This is a genomic window from Curtobacterium sp. MCBA15_013, from assembly GCF_001865095.1.
Classification (GTDB): domain Bacteria; phylum Actinomycetota; class Actinomycetes; order Actinomycetales; family Microbacteriaceae; genus Curtobacterium.
Genome location: NZ_MJGQ01000011.1, coordinates 78323 through 94478 on the forward strand (window position 1 = coordinate 78323; position 16156 = coordinate 94478).

Annotated in this window: 15 protein-coding genes; 10 read left to right on the top strand and 5 right to left on the bottom strand. The window is 71.9% G+C overall.

The features are described 5' to 3' along the window. Positions 1-197 precede the first annotated feature (197 nt). From BIV01_RS08680 to BIV01_RS08700, 5 genes are all read left to right on the top strand, one after another. The gene (locus tag BIV01_RS08680) at positions 198-1529 is read left to right on the top strand and encodes a bifunctional o-acetylhomoserine/o-acetylserine sulfhydrylase (RefSeq protein WP_071302567.1); all 1332 of its coding nucleotides are present in this window, start codon (positions 198-200) and stop codon (positions 1527-1529) included. A 350-nt stretch (positions 1530-1879) separates the two neighbouring features. Then, the gene (gene metX / locus BIV01_RS08685; protein WP_071302568.1) at positions 1880-3094 is read left to right on the top strand and encodes a homoserine O-acetyltransferase MetX; all 1215 of its coding nucleotides are present in this window, start codon (positions 1880-1882) and stop codon (positions 3092-3094) included. A 136-nt stretch (positions 3095-3230) separates the two neighbouring features. Next, positions 3231-4388 carry a sensor histidine kinase gene (locus tag BIV01_RS08690; protein ID WP_071296181.1) on the top strand — a complete coding sequence of 386 codons (1158 nt, stop codon included), beginning with the start codon at positions 3231-3233 and terminating at the stop codon, positions 4386-4388. Beyond that, positions 4385-5707, top strand: a complete 1323-nt coding sequence (locus BIV01_RS08695) for a hypothetical protein (RefSeq protein WP_083294960.1) — start codon at positions 4385-4387, stop codon at positions 5705-5707. Before BIV01_RS08690 ends, BIV01_RS08695 begins: the two co-directional genes overlap by 4 nt. 114 nt (positions 5708-5821) lie before the next feature. Further along, positions 5822-6493: a response regulator gene (locus BIV01_RS08700; RefSeq protein ID WP_070416359.1), complete on the top strand. Its 672-nt coding sequence runs from the start codon at positions 5822-5824 to the stop codon at positions 6491-6493. Between the two features lie 179 nt (positions 6494-6672). Here BIV01_RS08700 and BIV01_RS08705 read toward each other — a convergent pair whose 3' ends face one another. The 4 genes from BIV01_RS08705 to BIV01_RS08720 all read right to left on the bottom strand — a co-directional run bounded on the left by BIV01_RS08705 (position 6673) and on the right by BIV01_RS08720 (position 10064). Then, positions 6673-7938: an MFS transporter gene (locus BIV01_RS08705; RefSeq protein ID WP_071296180.1), complete on the bottom strand. Its 1266-nt coding sequence runs from the start codon at positions 7936-7938 to the stop codon at positions 6673-6675. A 269-nt stretch (positions 7939-8207) separates the two neighbouring features. Next, positions 8208-8387 (bottom strand): hypothetical protein, encoded by a 180-nt coding sequence (locus tag BIV01_RS08710; protein WP_139199272.1) that lies wholly within the window; start codon positions 8385-8387, stop codon positions 8208-8210. 94 nt (positions 8388-8481) lie between these two features. After that, entirely contained in the window at positions 8482-8790 is a 309-nt protein-coding gene (locus tag BIV01_RS08715; RefSeq protein WP_070416362.1) for a thiamine-binding protein, read from the bottom strand. Then, on the bottom strand, positions 8787-10064 hold the full coding sequence (locus BIV01_RS08720; protein WP_139199273.1) for a glycosyltransferase 87 family protein: 1278 nt from the start codon (positions 10062-10064) through the stop codon (positions 8787-8789). Before BIV01_RS08720 ends, BIV01_RS08715 begins: the two co-directional genes overlap by 4 nt. A 64-nt stretch (positions 10065-10128) precedes the next feature. Between BIV01_RS08720 and BIV01_RS08725 the strand changes: the two genes are divergently transcribed. Then, positions 10129-10839 carry a YceI family protein gene (locus BIV01_RS08725; RefSeq protein WP_083413886.1) on the top strand — a complete coding sequence of 237 codons (711 nt, stop codon included), beginning with the start codon at positions 10129-10131 and terminating at the stop codon, positions 10837-10839. 97 nt (positions 10840-10936) lie between these two features. On the opposite strand, the gene BIV01_RS08730 is transcribed toward BIV01_RS08725, so the two are convergent. After that, complete coding sequence (locus tag BIV01_RS08730; RefSeq protein ID WP_139199274.1) at positions 10937-11824, bottom strand: ADP-dependent NAD(P)H-hydrate dehydratase; 888 nt, start codon at positions 11822-11824, stop codon at positions 10937-10939. Here BIV01_RS08730 and BIV01_RS08735 point away from each other — a divergent pair. The 4 genes from BIV01_RS08735 (at position 11823) to BIV01_RS08750 (ending at position 16103) form a co-directional block, all read left to right on the top strand. Then, entirely contained in the window at positions 11823-12464 is a 642-nt protein-coding gene (locus BIV01_RS08735; RefSeq protein WP_071302570.1) for an HAD family hydrolase, read from the top strand. The two genes, BIV01_RS08730 and BIV01_RS08735, sit on opposite strands and share 2 nt — an antisense overlap. Continuing rightward, complete coding sequence (locus BIV01_RS08740) at positions 12461-13543, top strand: NADH:flavin oxidoreductase/NADH oxidase (RefSeq protein ID WP_071302571.1); 1083 nt, start codon at positions 12461-12463, stop codon at positions 13541-13543. Before BIV01_RS08735 ends, BIV01_RS08740 begins: the two co-directional genes overlap by 4 nt. A gap of 146 nt (positions 13544-13689) precedes the next feature. Further along, positions 13690-15069 (top strand): hemolysin family protein, encoded by a 1380-nt coding sequence (locus tag BIV01_RS08745; protein WP_071302572.1) that lies wholly within the window; start codon positions 13690-13692, stop codon positions 15067-15069. Further along, the gene (locus BIV01_RS08750) at positions 15066-16103 is read left to right on the top strand and encodes a hemolysin family protein (protein WP_070416367.1); all 1038 of its coding nucleotides are present in this window, start codon (positions 15066-15068) and stop codon (positions 16101-16103) included. The genes BIV01_RS08745 and BIV01_RS08750 overlap by 4 nt, the downstream gene beginning before the upstream one ends. Positions 16104-16156: the final 53 nt, after the last annotated feature.

Genomic DNA, 16156 nt, shown 5'->3' on the forward strand with positions numbered 1-16156 from the left:
GGAACCTCGCACAGTGCGGCGCGGGCCAGGAGGCGCGGGTCGCCTCCGCCTCGGTCGTTACGTCCCGAGGCGGGCGCGCTGGTGCCGACGCGACCACCTGCGTACCGTGACGGGCGACGCACAGCCGCGCCGCGCCTCCTGGGCCGAGCGCTGGGCGACCCGACGACCCGACGACCGCCACCGGACAGGAGCACGAGATGACCCAGAACGACGCCGCCCAGTGGCGGTTCGAGACCACGCAGATCCACGCCGGCGCACAGCCCGACCCGACCACGGGGGCCCGCGCGACGCCGATCTACAAGACGACCTCGTACGTCTTCGCGAACTCGGACGAGGCCCGTGACCTCTTCGCCCTGGCCAAGCCGGGCAACATCTACTCGCGCATCATGAACCCGACGAACGACGTCGTGGAGCAGCGGATCGCGGCGCTCGAGGGCGGCTCCGGGGCGCTCCTGGTGTCGAGCGGCCAGGCGGCGGAGACCTACGCGGTGCTCAACATCGCGGGCGCCGGGGACCACATCGTGTCCTCGTCGTCGATCTACGGCGGCACGTACAACCTTTTCAAGTACACGCTCGCGAAGCTCGGCATCGAGACCACGTTCGTCGAGGACCAGGACGACCTCGACGAGTGGCGCCGCGCGGTCCGACCGAACACGAAGCTGTTCTTCGCCGAGACGATCGGCAACCCGAGGATCAACGTGCTCGACATCACCGGTGTCAGCGAGGTCGCCCACGAGTCCGGCGTGCCGCTCATCGTCGACAACACGATCGCGACGCCCTACCTCATCCGTCCGTTCGAGCACGGTGCCGACATCGTCGTGCACTCGGCGACGAAGTTCCTCGGCGGGCACGGCACCGTCATCGGCGGGATCATCGTCGACTCCGGCAAGTTCGCGTGGTCGCAGCACCCGGACAAGTTCCCCGAGTTCAACACGCCGGACCCCTCGTACCACGGCGCGGTCTTCGCCGAGGCCGTCGGCAACGAGCTCGCCTACATCGTCAAGGCCCGGGTGCAGCTGCTCCGCGACCTCGGTGCGTCGAACTCGGCGGACACCGCGTTCGCGCTGCTGCAGGGCATCGAGACGCTGTCGCTCCGCATCGAGCGGCACGTGTCGAACGCGCAGGAGATCGCCGAGTGGCTCGACCGGCACCCGGACGTCGCGACCGTCGCCTACGCCGGGTTGCCGACCTCCCCCTGGTACGCCGCGGCGAACCGCTACGCGCCGAAGGGCGTCGGGGCCGTGCTGTCGTTCGAGCTCAAGGGCGGCGTGCCCGCCGGCAAGGCGTTCGTCGACAACCTGCAGCTGTTCTCGCACCTCGCGAACATCGGCGACGTGCGCTCCCTCGTCATCCACCCGGCGTCGACCACGCACTCGCAGCTCACGCCCGAGCAGCAGCTCACCACCGGGGTCACGCCTGGGCTGGTGCGGCTGTCGGTGGGGATCGAGAACGTCGAGGACCTCAAGGCCGACCTCGAGGCCGGGCTCGCCGCGGCCCGTGCGGTCGCGCAGGAGGGCCAGCGCGCGTAGCGGCCCCGGGCGCTGTCGCGGGGGCTGTCGCGGGGGCGCGGGGGCTGTCGCGGGCCCTCGCGCTCGATGCGTGTGCACCATGCGACGTCCCACGAGTCGATCGACTCGTGGGACGTCGTTGGTTGCGCACACATCCGGTGCGTGTGCATGGTGCGACGATCCACGCGTCGAACGACGAGTGCGATGTCGGAACATGCGCACGCACGCAGCCGCACCCGCACGCACGCACCCGCACCCGCTCGCACGCACGCGCCCGCGAGCGCCCGCGACCCGCCGCAGTGGACCCGCGACGCGCCGGACGTGACGTAACACTGGCGGCCCGCGCCGCGCCTCCCGGCAGACTGGACCCGATGGACTGGCAGACGACCCCCGAGGACTCCGTGCCGTCCACCCTCGTGCCCGGAACCGAACTCGGCACGCTCGGCAAGCCCCCGGTGACCGGCGCCTGGCGCCCGGGCGACCACCCCGGCTCCCGGCACTTCGCGTCCCTCGGTGAGCAGTGGGTGCGGGGTGGACGCATCCCCGCCGTGCGCGTGGCGTACGAGACCTGGGGCACGCTCAACGCCGACCGCGACAACGCGGTCCTGGTGTTCCACGCGCTGACCGGCGACTCGCACGTCGCCGGAGCACCCGGTCCCGGACACCGAACCGCGGGCTGGTGGGGCGACGTCGTCGGACCCGGCCGGGCGATCGACACCGACCGGTGGTTCGTCGTCGCACCGAACATGCTCGGCGGCTGCCAGGGCACGACCGGGCCGTCGTCGGTGTCGCCGGACGGCCTCGAGTGGGGATCCCGCTTCCCGTTCGTCACCGTGCGCGACCAGGTGGCGGTGCAGGCGCAGCTGGCCGACCGGCTCGGCATCGACGTCTTCGCGGCCGTCGTCGGCGGGTCGATGGGCGGCATGCACGCGCTCGAGTTCGCCGTCACACACCCTGCACGGGTGTCCCGGCTCGCGGTGCTGGCGAGCACGGCGCAGACCACCGCCGACCAGATCGCCGCGAACTCGCTGCAGCGCGCTGCCATCCAGATGGACCCGGCGTTCGCGGGCGGCGACTACTACGAGGCCGACGCCGGCGAGGGCCCCCACCGCGGGCTGGCGCTGGCTCGGCGGATGGCGTTGATGACCTACCGGGCGTCCGACGAGCTGAACGGCCGGTTCGCCCGCTCGTGGCAGAGCGACGTCTCACCGCTCGGCGACGACGGCCGCTTCTCGGTCGAGAGCTACCTCGACTTCCACGGGAACAAGTTCACCCGTCGGTTCGACGCGAGCTCCTACGTGACGCTCACCCACGCGATGGACTCGCACGACGTCGGAGCCGGTCGGGGCGGGATCGCGGCGGCGCTGGCGCAGGTCACGGCCCGCACGCTCGTGGTCGGGGTGTCGAGCGACCGGCTGTTCCCGATCGAGGACCAGCACCGCATCGCGGCCGGCGTGCCGGACACCCTCGACGGTGACCGCGCGGCCGTGATCGAGAGCGAGTTCGGGCACGACGGGTTCCTGATCGAGCACGAGGCCGTGGGGGCGCACCTCCGGCGGCTCTTGGACGCACAACGCTTGCAATAACGATCGCGGAACCATCCGACACGGGATGGCGCGCCGAACACCCCCCAACGGGTGTCGCGCGTGGAATGATGGCGTGGTACCCAGCCTGAACCAGGCTCGGTTTTCCCTCAGCCACACCGCCACGACCAGGACACCGATGGACTTCATCGCACAGGAACGCGACCGCTTGCTCCGGTCGACGACCCGTGTCGTCGGCATCGTCTGCGCCCTGGTGTCGGTCGTCGCGGTGATCTGTGCCCTCGCGGTCCCGGTCGTCCCGCTGCTCGGCGGGCTCGCCTGCATCGCGATCATGATCGCCGGCTTCCTGGTCTTCGGGTGGAACGGCTCGGTGTGGTGGACGGCGCTCATCCTCGCCTCGGGCCTCGGCGCGCTCGCACTCCTGCTGCTCGGCGTCGACGAGACAGCGCGTCCGATCATCGCCTCCGCGGTGGTGCCCCTCGCCGCCGGCAGCATCTCGGCACCGCTCATGTCCCAGCGCGGGAAGCCCGTGGGCCTCGGGCTGACCATCGTCGCCGGGGCGGCCGTCGTCGTCGCGATCGTCTGGGCGAGCGGCAGCGTCCTCGCCGCCCCGGTCACCGGCGCGCTGCTCGGGTGGGTGCTCATCGCCGTCGTGACGATCTGGATCTCGCGGAGCATCCCGCGCGTCGCCCGCCGGATCTACAGCATCGGCACCGCGCACCGCGCCGAACGCCAGGCGAGCGAGACCGAGGCGCAGCGACGACAGGGTGCGCGGCTCCTGCACGACACCGTGCTCGCCACGCTGACCCTCCTCGCGCACTCCGGCGTGGGCGTCTCCGAGCAGGCGATGCGTGAGCAGGCCGCCGAGGATGCCCGACTCCTCCGCCACCTCCGTCTCGGTGCGACGCCGCAGCCGCAGCAGTCCGGCGACTACTCGCTCACCCGCGAGGAAGAGTCCCCGCTCGGCCAGACCCTCGAGTCGGTCAAGCAGCGCTTCGGCCGCATGGGCCTCGAGGTGAGCTGGCACGGCACCGGGCAGGTCCTGCTGCCGTCGAACGTGCTCGACGCCTTCCTGCTCGCGCTCGGCGAGTGCCTCGAGAACGTCCGCCGGCACGCCGGCGTCGGCGAGGCGCACGTCACGATCGTGCACGACAACGAGATGGTCCGCGCGATGGTCACCGACTCCGGCGTCGGCTTCGACCTCACCCACGTCAGTGCCGAACGGCTCGGCTTCAAGGAGAGCGTGGTGAACCGCCTCCGCGAGGTCGGCGGCGACGCGAAGCTCTTCTCCGCGCCGGGATCCGGCACGACCGTCGTCCTGGAGGCCCCCAGATGAGCCGCGTCCCCGAGGACACCATCAGCCGCGGCCTCCCCGGCGAGACCGTGCAGCCCGCTCCGCGGACCCGACGGGAGGCGCGGGAGCGGTACCGGGGCAGCGAACGTCGACAGGCGCGCGGCCTCCCCTCCACCTCCACCGGCGCGCGCTCGCTGCGGCAGGCCGCCAAGCCCGGCGCCTCGCTCGGCGCCGGCTACCTCGGACTCGGCGCCGCGGTCCTCACCGGCATCGAAGCCGTCGCGGGGATCGTCTTCTTCCTCATCCGCTGGACGGAGTTCACCGACCCGTGGCTGCCCGCGGCGGCCTGGGCGCTCTACCTCGTCGCCGCCGTCGGGGTCGGGCTCAGCCTGCTCACGTACGGCGAACGACTGACCGGGCTCGCCTTCGCGCTGATCTGCGTCGTCCTCGGCTGTGTCGTGACGCTCGACTTCATCGGCATCTGGCCCGAGCACGACATCGCCCACTCGGCGTCCGCGTCCGTCGCCGCCGGCTTCGCGCTCCTGCCGGTCGCGACCCTGCGCCCGGCCCGCGAGGTCGCCGCCGCCATCGCCGTCCTCGGCCTCGCGTTCGTCGGGATGGCGGTCGCCTCCACGCCGATCACGAGCGACACCCTGCCCGCGATCGTGTCCACCGTGGCGCTCGTGACCGTCCCGCCGTCGATCGCGCTCTTCGTGGTGCACCGGTTCCGCCAGCTCGTGCAGCGTGAACTCGACCGGGTCCTCGTGCAGAGCAACGTGCAGGCACCGCAGTTCGCCGTGGGCATGCTCGCCTCCGACGAACTCGCCCGGCTCGACCTCGCCGCCGAGAAGCTCCTCGACGCCGTCGCCAACGGCAGCGACCCCCTGCCGCTCTCGGACGCGTCCGCCTCGGTCGCCGCCTCGCTCGCCACCGAGCTGCGCCTGCACCTCATCGAGGGCCGCCGCGAGACCTGGCTGTACCACGCGATCACGGAGTCCGACAACCTCGGCCGCTCCGTCAGCGTCGCGGATCCGCAGTCGCTCGCGGGCCACCTCTCCCCCGCGCAGCGCGACGGCCTGCTGCAGACGCTCTGGCAGATGGTCGGCGACGGCAAGCAGACCCAGGCCGGATCACCGGTCGTCTCCGTGACGCTCGGCCCCGTCGGCTCGGACGGGCACCCCGTCACCGACGAGACGATGGACGTCCCGGTCGTCTTCGAGTCGCGCGGTGTCCCCCGGCGTCGACTCGGCCCGACCGCGTGGAGCGCCCTGCAGCGGATCGGCCCGTACCAGGACTCCGTCCGCGACGGCGTCCTGCACGTCGTCGCGCACTGCGTCGTCGACCGACATCCGTCGATGTAGTCGTCGCACGGAACCGGCTGGCCCGACTGCCGGACACCCTGACCAGCCTGCCCGTGCCCCGTGGTCCGTCCCCCTAGGATCGGCCCACGACCGCCCCCGAGAAAGGACGCCACCATGGCGACTCCAGAGGAACCGATCCGACTCGCACTCGTCGACGACCACAGGATGCTCCTCGGCGCGCTCACCGAGTGGATCCGGAACGCAGCCGACGACATCACGCTCGTCGCGGCCGTCACCACCTGGCCCGAGCTCCTCACGAGCCCGGCGTTCCCGGTCGACGTCGTGCTGCTCGACCTCGACCTCAAGGACTCGATCCCGGTCTCGCTGAAGATCTCGACGCTCAAGACCGCCGGTGTGAAGACCGTCGTGATGAGCACCTACTCGGAGCCGAACGTCGTCCGCGAGGCCCTCGCCTCCGGCGCCCTCGGCTACCTCGTGAAGAGCGAGGACGCCGAGATGATCGTCGAGGCCATCCGCTCCGCCCAGCGCGGCGAGCAGTACGTCTCCGCCGAGCTCGACCTGGCGATCAACAGCGGTGACGTCGGTGGCGTGCCGAAGCTCAGCGCCCAGGAGCGTCGCGTCATGGCGCTGTACGGCGGCGGCGAGCCGGTGAAGAGCGTCGCGTACCAGCTCGGCATCTCCGAGGAGACCGCGAAGAGCTACCTCAAGCGCATCCGCGAGAAGTACCGCGTCGCGGGCTTCGACGTCGGCACGAAGGTGGCGCTGCGGAAGCGCGCGATCACCGACGGCATCATCGTCCAGGACGGCAGCCCGCTGGGCCTGTAGCGCGCGCCGCACGCGCCGCGCGCCGCACGCCCCGCGCCGCACGCTTCGTGAGCAGAAGAGGTCGGGTCCCGTCACGGGACCCGACCTCTTCTGCTCACGATCGGCGGTCTGCCGCACCGTCGACGGACTGGAGGCGCGGTGCGGGGCCGCCCCGCGCCTCCTGGCCGGTGGGACCCGCGTCAGCCCAGCGGGACGGGCGCGGTGATCGGGCCGGTGGTCGGCGATGACGACCGGAGCGACGCACGGCGGGTGCTGCGGCGCTCGGCGCCGTAGCTCACCATCGTCATGAGGACACCGAGCAGCGCCAGCACGATGCCGAGCCACCCCGGCGCCTTGAAGCCGAACCCGGCAGCGATGACCGCGCCGCCCAGGGCCGCACCGATCGAGTTGCCGATGTTGAACGCCGAGTGGTTGAGCGCCGCCGCGATGGTCCGTGCGTCTCCGGCGACGTCCATCAGGCGGGACTGCACGGCCGGCGGGATCGCGGACGAGGTCGCACCGAGCAGGAACGCCCCGAGGAACACCCCCCACACCCACTGCGCGGTGAGGACGGTGACGAGCAGGGCGCCGATCAGCGCGAACATGCCGACGTAGATCGTGCGCTTGACGCTGTGGTCGGCCAGGTGCCCGCCGAGCACGCCACCGATGACCATGCCGATGCCGACGACCACGAGGACGAGCGGCACGAACGACTCCGACAGCCCCGTGACGTTCTGCACGAGCGGCGAGATGTACGAGTAGACCGCGAAGAAACCGCCGAAGCCGACGGCTCCGAGGCCCATGACCATCCAGACCTGCGGCACGCGGAACGCCCTGAGCTCGCGGCCGATCGTCGCGTGCTCGTCACGGGCGCTGCGCGGCACGAAGGCCCACACCGCGAGGAACGTCAGGGCGAACAGGACGGCGACGACGCCGTACGCGATGCGCCAGCTGGCGACCTGCCCGACCCAGGTGATCGCCGGGACGCCCACGACGTTCGCGACCGACAGGCCGAGCAGCACCATCGCGATGCCCTTGCCGCGCTTGCCCGGACCCATGATGTCGCCCGCCACGATCGACGCGATGCCGAAGTACGCACCGTGCGGGAGCCCCGCGACGAACCGCGCCACGAGCACGAGGCCGAACGACGGCAGGATCGCGCTCGCGACCGTCGCCAGGACGAACCCGACGAGCAGCACGAGGATCAGGCCCTTGCGCGGGAACTTCGCCGACATCGCCGCGATCGTGGGGGCACCGACGACGACACCGAGGGCGTACGCGCTCACGAGCCAGCCGGCGTGCGCGATCCCGGCGTCCGGGTCGAGGCCGTACTGGCGCGGCAGGAGCGCCTCGGCGATGTTCGGCAGGAGCCCCATCGCGACGAACTCGGTCGAACCGATGGCGAACCCGCCGAGGGCGAGGGCGATGAGCGCGAGTGCGCGACGCGCAGGCGTGAGCTGGGACATGGTGCCTGTTTCGGGACGGGAGGAGCGGGACGGGTTCCGGACGTCGACTCGCGTGAGTCGGCTGGGACCGTCGGTGCGCGTGGCCGCCGCACCGTGCCTCCGTGCCGTCGACGTCGACGTCGCTGACGATGCGACCGGGAACGGGCGGAGGGTGGTCCTGGTTCAGCGGCGAACGTGGACGGCCGGCCACCGAAAGCGACCGGTCTCAGCAGTGTAGACCGCTCCAAAGGCCGAACGGAAGTCGCCCGGCCGAATCGATTCGACCCGCGTCAGGCGGCGCGACGCTCCGGCTCCGCGTGGGCCGCGACGACGAGCCCCGGGAGTTCGTCACGGTGGACCCACCCGGCGCCGCACTCGGTGCAGCTCGCCCAGGCGGTGTCGCCGTGTTCATCCGAGTCGATGACGACCGTCCGCAGGTCGCAGTCGGGGCACCAGCCGTCGTGCATCATCACGTGCTCCTCGTCGTCGTGCGGACGCGTTCCGTCCGACACCGACAGGACACACCCGACCACCGACATCCGTGGGAGGTGCTCGGCGTGTCGCTCAGTCGTCGAGCGCAGCCTCGAGCCGCTCGAGCTTGCCGTCGATCTCGCCGGTGTGCCCCGGGCGGATGTCGGCCTTGAGCACGAGGGACACCCGCGTGCCGTACGCCCCGACGGCCTCAGTGGCGCGCTTGACGACGTCCATGACCTCGTCCCACTCCCCCTCGACCTCGGTGAACATCGACGAGGTGCGGTTCGGCAACCCGCTCTCGCGGACGATCCGCACGGCGGCCGCGACGGCGTCGTGCACGGACCCGTCCGAGCTCGCGGAGGGACCACCGGACGGGGCGACGGAGAACGCGACGATCATGCGTCCATCCTGCCCCCTGCCGGGACGACCGGCACAGCGGTGGCACGGGCCCGCACGCCGAGCCGGACGATCGCGACGACGCTCCAGACCAGCACCGCGACCTCGAGCGCGTTCCGGAGCGTGAGGACCACGAGCACCGAGGGCTGCACGGTGAGCACCTGGTCGTAGAACCCGGGGTAGATCACCTGCGTCAACAGCGCCATCGGGATCGCAGCGACGGCGACGGGCAGGAAGCGCCGGGCGCTCGGACGACCGGCGACGAGCCCCCACACGATCGGCACGGCGAACCACCCGATGTACTGCGGCGACCCGACCTTGTTCGCGGCGACCAGCGCGGCCACCAGGAGCAGTGCCAGCAGCGGCGCGGCCTCGGCCCGGTGCGCGCCGCGGTGCACGGCCCAGAGCGCGAGCAGCACCCCGCCGACGACGACCACGGCCATGAGCGGCGTCGACACCGCGGCTGCCGCGTGCGTCCCCGCGCCGGACACCTCGAACGTCAGGATCTGCTGGTCGTAGTAGACCGCGGCACCGGGGACACCGAACGCCGCCGCCCACATGAAGGGGGTCGCGAGGGGCGCCTCGATCTGCAGCGCACGGCCGCTCTGCTGCCCCACGAACGAGAACAGGTGGGCCGCTCCCCCGTACAGGACGTCGACGAGGACGATGAGCGCCGTCAGCACGAGCGCACCGACGAGCACCCCGCGGCGGTGTCCACGGCGGAGCAGCAGGAGCACGCCCACGAGCGCCGCGGGCCAGACCTTCGTCCACGCGCCGGCGGTGAACAGCGCCGAGGCGACGGCCGGCCGCGACGCGACGAAGGCCACCCCGACCAGGGCGAGAACGGTCGCGACGGTGTCGATGCGTCCGAGGCCGATCGGCCCGAGGGCGAGCAGGAAGGCGAGCCACCACCACACGACGCGCACGCCGAGCCCGCGGAAGCGCCACAGGAACGCGCACGCGACGGCGTCGAGCACGACCATGAGCACGAGCCACCCGGTGCCGATCGACGTCACACCCGCGACGGCGGCAGCGGCCATCGGGACGATCGCGAGGATCGGGTACACCCAGTCCTCGTCGATCCCGACCCAGAACCCGGACGCGTGCCCGGTCTCGATCCACCGCCGGTAGGTGATCGTGACGTCGCCGAGCGGCAGGTTCGCCGACACGGAGGTCAGCCACCAGAGGACCGCGTGCACGGCGGCGAACGCCACGACGAACGACGCGACCTCGGGCCACCGCGAACGCCACCGCGAACGCCACACCGTCCTCTGCACCGGACGAGCGTAGCGGCACGCCCGTCACAGGTTCCCCCGAGCATGACGTGTCACCGTTCCCCTCGTGACCTCCGACACCGCGCGCACGCGCCGCAGAGCAGTCATCTGGATCGCGGTCGTCGCCGCGGTCGTCGTCATCGGCGTCGTCGCCGCGATCGTCGGCACGAACCTCTACACGAGCAGCGAGAACGCCAAGGCCTCCGCCGCGCCGAGCGTCGCCGCGAGCCGCGCCCCGTCGACGCTCGACGCCGCGGACCTGTCCGGCGCGTGGACGGTCGGCGGCGACTCCGAGGCCGGGTACCGCGTCCACGAGGTCCTGAACGGCTCGGACGTCACCGTCACCGGGCGCACCGACAGCGTCACCGGCAGCGCGACCGTCGACGGCACCGCCATCACGAAGGCGACCATCACCGTGCAGGTCGCCGACATCGCCACGGACTCGGCCCAGCGCGACTCGTACTTCCGCGACTCGGCGCTCGACACGTCGGCGTTCCCCAGCGCGACCTTCACGCTCACCGCGCCGATCGCGGACGCGGTCCCGTCCGGCTCCGGCACGACGAAGGTCGAGGCCACCGGGGACCTCACCCTGCACGGCGTCACGAAGTCGGTCGCCGCGACGCTCGAGGTCGGGCTGAACGGCGACGGCGTCGACGTCTCCGGCTCGATCCCGATCACCTTCTCGGACTTCGGCGTGCAGGCCCCGAGCCTCGGCTTCGTGCAGGTCGACGACGCGGGTGCGGTCGAGTTCCTCGTGCACGCGACCCCCGCGAGCTGACGCGCACGACGCGCGTCACGCCCCGGACGTGACCACCTGACGGCCAGGAGGCGCGGTGCGGGCCCGCACCGCGCCTCCCGTCCGTCGCCGCTCGCGGCTACCCCCGCGCGTCGCCCTCGACGACGAGGTCGCGCACCACGCCCGGCAGCTGCTCGACCAGCGCCGCCATCGTGAACGGCCCACCCCCGGACGCCCGTCGCGCCGCGATCCCGTGCACCACCGCAGCCGAAGCGGCCAGGTGCGCCAGGTCGGACGGCGACAGCGACGACCCGGACGCCTCCGCCGCACCCTGCCGAGCCGCCACGAGCGCCCCGAGCACCCCGCCGAGGACGTCACCGGCACCGGCGGCCGCGAGCCACGGCGTCGCCGACGAGGCCACGAGCCGCACCGACCCGTCGGGTGTCGCGACGTGCGTGGCGGACCCCTTCAGGAGCACGACGCTCCCGGTCTGCGCGGCGGCACGGAGCGCGGCCGCGGCCGGGTCCTGCTCGATCGACTCCCGCGACTCGTGCAGGACGCCGGCGAGCTCCCCCGCGTGCGGCGTCAGCACCGCCAGGGGACCGAGCTCGACGAGCGGGATCGCCCCGGCGTCGACGACCACGGGGACCCCGTCGTCCGAGGCGTGACGGAACCCCTCCGCCGTCACGTCGTCCAGGTCCTCGAGCGAGCCCGCCGAGATCCCGGAGCCGACGAGCCACGCCTGCACCCGTCCGACCCCGGCGACGACCTCGGGACGCCGCGCGAGCACGTGGTCCGACGCGCGGGACGGTCCGACGTACCGGACCATCCCGACGCCGGTGTGCACGGCGGCGTCGACGCCGAGCACGGCGGCACCCGGGTACTGGTCGGAGCCGGTCGCGACGCCGAGGACACCCCGCCGGTACTTGGTGGAGTCGCCGTGCGGGGCGGTGGTCCAGGCGGCGGCATCGGTCGGGGCGAAGGGGACGAAGTCGTTCACGAGACGCCACGTTACGGTGGAGCGCATGAGCCTGTTCCTGCCCGGTCGTGTGGTGGTCTTCGACTACGGCGAGGTGATCAGCCGGACGCCGCACGCCTCGCGGGACGCCCTCGTCGCGGCGACCGGGGTGCCGGCGGACGAGCTCTTCCCCGTCTACCAGGAGCTCCGGCACGACCTGGACCGCGGCGACCTCTCCGTCGTGGACTACTGGCGCGCGATCGCCGAGCGCACCGGCCGGACGTGGCGCATCACCGACATCCACCGGTTCTGGGCGATCGACTTCACCGGCTGGTTCGAGGTCGAGCCGGAGACCCTCGCGATCGTCGAGGAGCTGCACGACGCCGGCACCCGGGTCGCCCTGCTGTCGAACGCCGGGTTCGACTTCGGTGACCCGTACCGCCGGTCCCCGATGGGCTCCCTGTTCGAGACCGTCGTGGTGAGCGCCGAGGAGCACGTCCTGAAGCCGGACGCCTCGATCTACCTGGACACGTGCGCGCGCCTGGGAATCGACGCCGCGCAGATGGTGTTCGTCGACAACAGGGCCGAGAACGCCGCCGGCGCGGAAGCGATCGGGGCGGTCGGCCATCACTACACGTCGCCCGCCGGACTCCGCGCGTTCCTGCAGGAGCTCGCGACCGGGGCGACCGCCGAGAAGGAGCCCGCGTGACGCACGCCCTGTTCGAACCGATCACCATCCGCGACCTGACCGTCCGCAACCGCATCTGGGTCTCCCCGATGTGCCAGTACTCGGTCGAGGCGCAGGACGGCGTGCCGACGCCGTGGCACCTCGTGCACCTCGGCGGCTTCGCCAAGGGCGGTGCCGGCGCGGTCGTGGTCGAGGCCACGGGTGTCGTGCCGGAGGGGCGGATCAGCCCGCAGGACCTCGGGCTGTGGAACGACGAGCAGCGCGACGCGTTCCGCCCGATCGTCGACTTCATCCACTCGCAGGGCGCCGCCGCGGGCGTCCAGCTCGCGCACGCCGGCCGCAAGGCGTCGACGTTCCGCCCGTGGGAGTCGACGCACGGCTCCGTGCCGGCGGACCAGGGCGGCTGGAACACCGTGGCACCGTCCGCGGTCGCCTTCGACGGGTACGCCGAGCCGCGCGAGCTCGCCACCGAGGACATCCGCGTGGTGGCCCTGGCGTTCGCCGCTGCCGCTCGGCGCTCGGTCGAGGCCGGCTTCGACCTCGTCGAGATCCACGCCGCGCACGGCTACCTGCTGCACCAGTTCCTGTCGCCGTTGAGCAACCACCGGACCGACTCGTACGGCGGCTCGCTCGAGAACCGCGCCCGCGCCCTGCTCGAGGTGCTGGACGCCGTCCGTGCCGAGGTCGGCGCGGGCTTCCCGGTCGTCGTCCGCTTCTCGGCGACCGACTGGATCCCGGGCGGCCTGACGCTCGAGGAGACCACGCAGGTCGCGCGCTGGGCCGCCGAGCACGGTGCCGACCTCGCGGACGTCTCGACCGGTGGCAACGCCGCGAGCGCCCCGATCCCGGTCGGGCCTGGCTACCAGGTGCCCTTCGCCGACGCGATCAAGCGCGACGCCGGCATCGGCACGATCGCGGTCGGCATGATCTCGGAGGCGTTCCAGGCCGAGCAGATCGTGGCGACCGGCCAGGCGGACGTCGTCATGGTGGGCCGCGAGTTCCTGCGCGACCCGGGCTTCCCGCTCCGTGCCGCCGTCGAGCTCGGCGTCTCCGTGGACTACGAGCCGCAGCAGTACCACCGCGCACGCGTCACGGCGTAGGCCGTTCTGTACGTTCTCTCGGCTTGGCCGCGCGCCAGGCAGTACGATTGCCTCACTGTGGACGATCCCCCGAACAGTTCTTCGCCTCACTCATCCGCCGCTCACTCGGTGAGCTGCACTGCCTCGCGCCCTGCGGGAGGTGAATCATGAGTCCGATCGACATCGTCATGCTGATCGGCGGCATCCTGCTGACACTCGGCACCGGTGTCTTCGTCGCGTCCGAGTTCGCGCTGGTCAACCTCGACCGCGCCGACGTCGAGGCCCGACGAGACCGCGGTGAGACCGGCCTCGCACCCGTCATCGGTGCGTTGAAGGTCACCTCGACGCACCTCTCCAGCGCGCAGCTCGGCATCACGCTGACGACCCTGCTCACCGGCTACCTGCTCGAGCCGTCGATCGCGAAGCTGCTCGAAGCGCCGTTCCTCGCGATGCGGCTGCCCGAGGCGATCGTCGAGACCGTCGGCTCGATCGTGGCGCTCGTCATCGCGACCCTGCTGTCGATGATCCTCGGTGAGCTCGTGCCGAAGAACTTCGCGCTCGCGCTCCCCCTGCAGACCGCGAAGCTCGTCGTGCCGCTGCAGATCGCGTTCACCACGGTGTTCAAGCCGGCCGTCGCGGTGCTGAACGGCACCGCCAACGCCGTGCTCCGGGCGATGGGCATCGAGCCGCAAGAGGAGCTGTCCGGTGCGCGCAGCGCCGAGGAGCTCACCTCGCTGCTGCGTCGGTCCGCGTCCGAGGGCTCCCTCGAGCAGGACACCGCGACGCTGCTCGAACGGACGATCTCGTTCTCCGAGCTGAGCGCCAGCGACGTGATGACCCCGCGCCCCCGGCTCTCCACGATCCGCGTGTCCGAGTCCGCCGACGACGTCATCGCGCTCGCCCGGAAGACCGGGTTCAGCCGCTTCCCCGTCATCGAGGAGGACGCGGACGACGTCGTCGGCATCGTGCACGTGAAGCAGGCCGTCGCCGTGCCCCGCGAGAAGCGCCCCGAGGTCCCCGTCGGCGCCCTCATGACCGACGCCGAGCGCGTCCCCGAGACGATGCCGGGCGACACGCTGCTCGCCGAGGTCCGTGGTCGCGGCTACCAGATGGTGATCGTCGTCGACGAGTACGGCGGCACCGCGGGGGTCGTGACGCTCGAGGACCTCATCGAGGAGATCGTCGGCGAGGTGTCCGACGAGCACGACCGTGCACGGATCGACGTCGTCCGGTCGCGCAACTGGCTGACGTTCCCGGGGCTCCTCCGCCCGGACGAGCTCGAGGACCGCGCCGGTGTGAAGGTCCCCGAGGACGGCCCGTACGAGACCGTCGGCGGGTTCATCATGTCGACCCTCGGACGGCTCCCGGCCGTCGGTGACGAGGTACCGCTCGAGGACGGCGTGTTCCGCGTCGAACGCCTCGACGGGCGCCGCATCGACCGGATCCGCTGGACGCCCACACCGCCGGAGACCCCGGCCACCGGCATCATCATCCCGGCCACGAAGACCACGGCCTCGAAGGCCTCTGCGAAGGGCGGCACCCGATGAGCTCCGACTGGTGGGGCATCTTCTGGCTCGTCGTCCTCCTGATGGGCAACGCCTACTTCGTCGCGGCCGAGTTCGCCGTCATCTCCGCCCGCCGCTCCCAGATCGAGCCGCGGGCGGAAGAGGGCTCGCGCGCCGCACAGATGACGCTCTGGGCGATGGAGCACGCCACCCGCATGCTCGCCACCACCCAGCTCGGCATCACGGTGTGCTCGCTGCTCATCCTCAACGTCTCCGAGCCGGCGATCCACCACCTGCTCGAGGTCCCGCTGCACCTCACCGGGTGGAGCGTCGAGGTCATCGGCGTCGTGGCGTTCGTGTTCACGCTGCTGCTCGTGTCGTTCCTGCACGTGGTGTTCGGCGAGATGGTCCCCAAGAACATCTCGTTCTCGATGCCCGACCGTGCGGCGCTCCTCCTCGTGCCGACGCTCTGGTACATCGGCCACGGCCTGCACTGGGTCGTCGTCGGCCTGAACGAGGTCGCGAACGCCGTGCTCCGGCTCTTCCGGGTCGAGCCGAAGGACGAAGCCGTGAGCGCGTTCACCGTCGAGGAGGTCCAGACCATCGTCGAGCAGTCCCGCCGCGAGGGCACCCTCACCGACGACGGCAAGCTCGCCCTGGCGTTCGAGTTCACCGAGAAGAAGGTCAAGGACGTCGCCGTACCGATGGCCGAGCTCGTCACCCTCCCCGAGGACGCCACCCCGGGTGACGTCGAGCGGGCCGTGGCCCAGCGCGGGTTCTCGCGGTACGTGCTCGTGGCCGAGGACGGCTCCCCCACGGGCTACGTGCACGTGAAGGACGTCATCGACCTCCGACCGGACGAGTACGACGACCCGGTGCCGCCGAAGCGGATCCGGCAGCTCATCTCGCTGTACACGGAGATGGACCTCGAGGACGCCCTCGCGACCATGCGCGCCGCCGGTCGTCACGTGGCGCGGGCGTTCGACGCCGAGGGCCGGACGCTCGGTGTGCTCTTCCTCGAGGACATCCTCGAGGAGCTCGTCGGCACCGTCGAGGACGCGACCCGCCGGCGGTAGACGCGCGATTGACGGACGGGAGGCGCGGTGCCAGCCGGCACCGCGCCTCCCGT

What these genes read in the sequence shown, in the direction of transcription:
- BIV01_RS08735 (WP_071302570.1), top strand. Translation starts at nt 11,823, where the DNA reads ATGAGCCTGTTCCTGCCCGGTCGTGTGGTGGTCTTCGACTACGGCGAG.
- BIV01_RS08750 (WP_070416367.1), top strand. Translation starts at nt 15,066, where the DNA reads ATGAGCTCCGACTGGTGGGGCATCTTCTGGCTCGTCGTCCTCCTGATG.
- BIV01_RS08695 (WP_083294960.1), top strand. Translation starts at nt 4,385, where the DNA reads ATGAGCCGCGTCCCCGAGGACACCATCAGCCGCGGCCTCCCCGGCGAG.
- BIV01_RS08710 (WP_139199272.1), bottom strand. Translation starts at nt 8,387, where the DNA reads ATGATGCACGACGGCTGGTGCCCCGACTGCGACCTGCGGACGGTCGTC.
- BIV01_RS08715 (WP_070416362.1), bottom strand. Translation starts at nt 8,790, where the DNA reads ATGATCGTCGCGTTCTCCGTCGCCCCGTCCGGTGGTCCCTCCGCGAGC.
- metX (WP_071302568.1), top strand. Translation starts at nt 1,880, where the DNA reads ATGGACTGGCAGACGACCCCCGAGGACTCCGTGCCGTCCACCCTCGTG.
- BIV01_RS08690 (WP_071296181.1), top strand. Translation starts at nt 3,231, where the DNA reads ATGGACTTCATCGCACAGGAACGCGACCGCTTGCTCCGGTCGACGACC.
- BIV01_RS08700 (WP_070416359.1), top strand. Translation starts at nt 5,822, where the DNA reads ATGGCGACTCCAGAGGAACCGATCCGACTCGCACTCGTCGACGACCAC.
- BIV01_RS08730 (WP_139199274.1), bottom strand. Translation starts at nt 11,824, where the DNA reads ATGCGCTCCACCGTAACGTGGCGTCTCGTGAACGACTTCGTCCCCTTC.
- BIV01_RS08680 (WP_071302567.1), top strand. Translation starts at nt 198, where the DNA reads ATGACCCAGAACGACGCCGCCCAGTGGCGGTTCGAGACCACGCAGATC.
- BIV01_RS08705 (WP_071296180.1), bottom strand. Translation starts at nt 7,938, where the DNA reads ATGTCCCAGCTCACGCCTGCGCGTCGCGCACTCGCGCTCATCGCCCTC.
- BIV01_RS08745 (WP_071302572.1), top strand. Translation starts at nt 13,690, where the DNA reads ATGAGTCCGATCGACATCGTCATGCTGATCGGCGGCATCCTGCTGACA.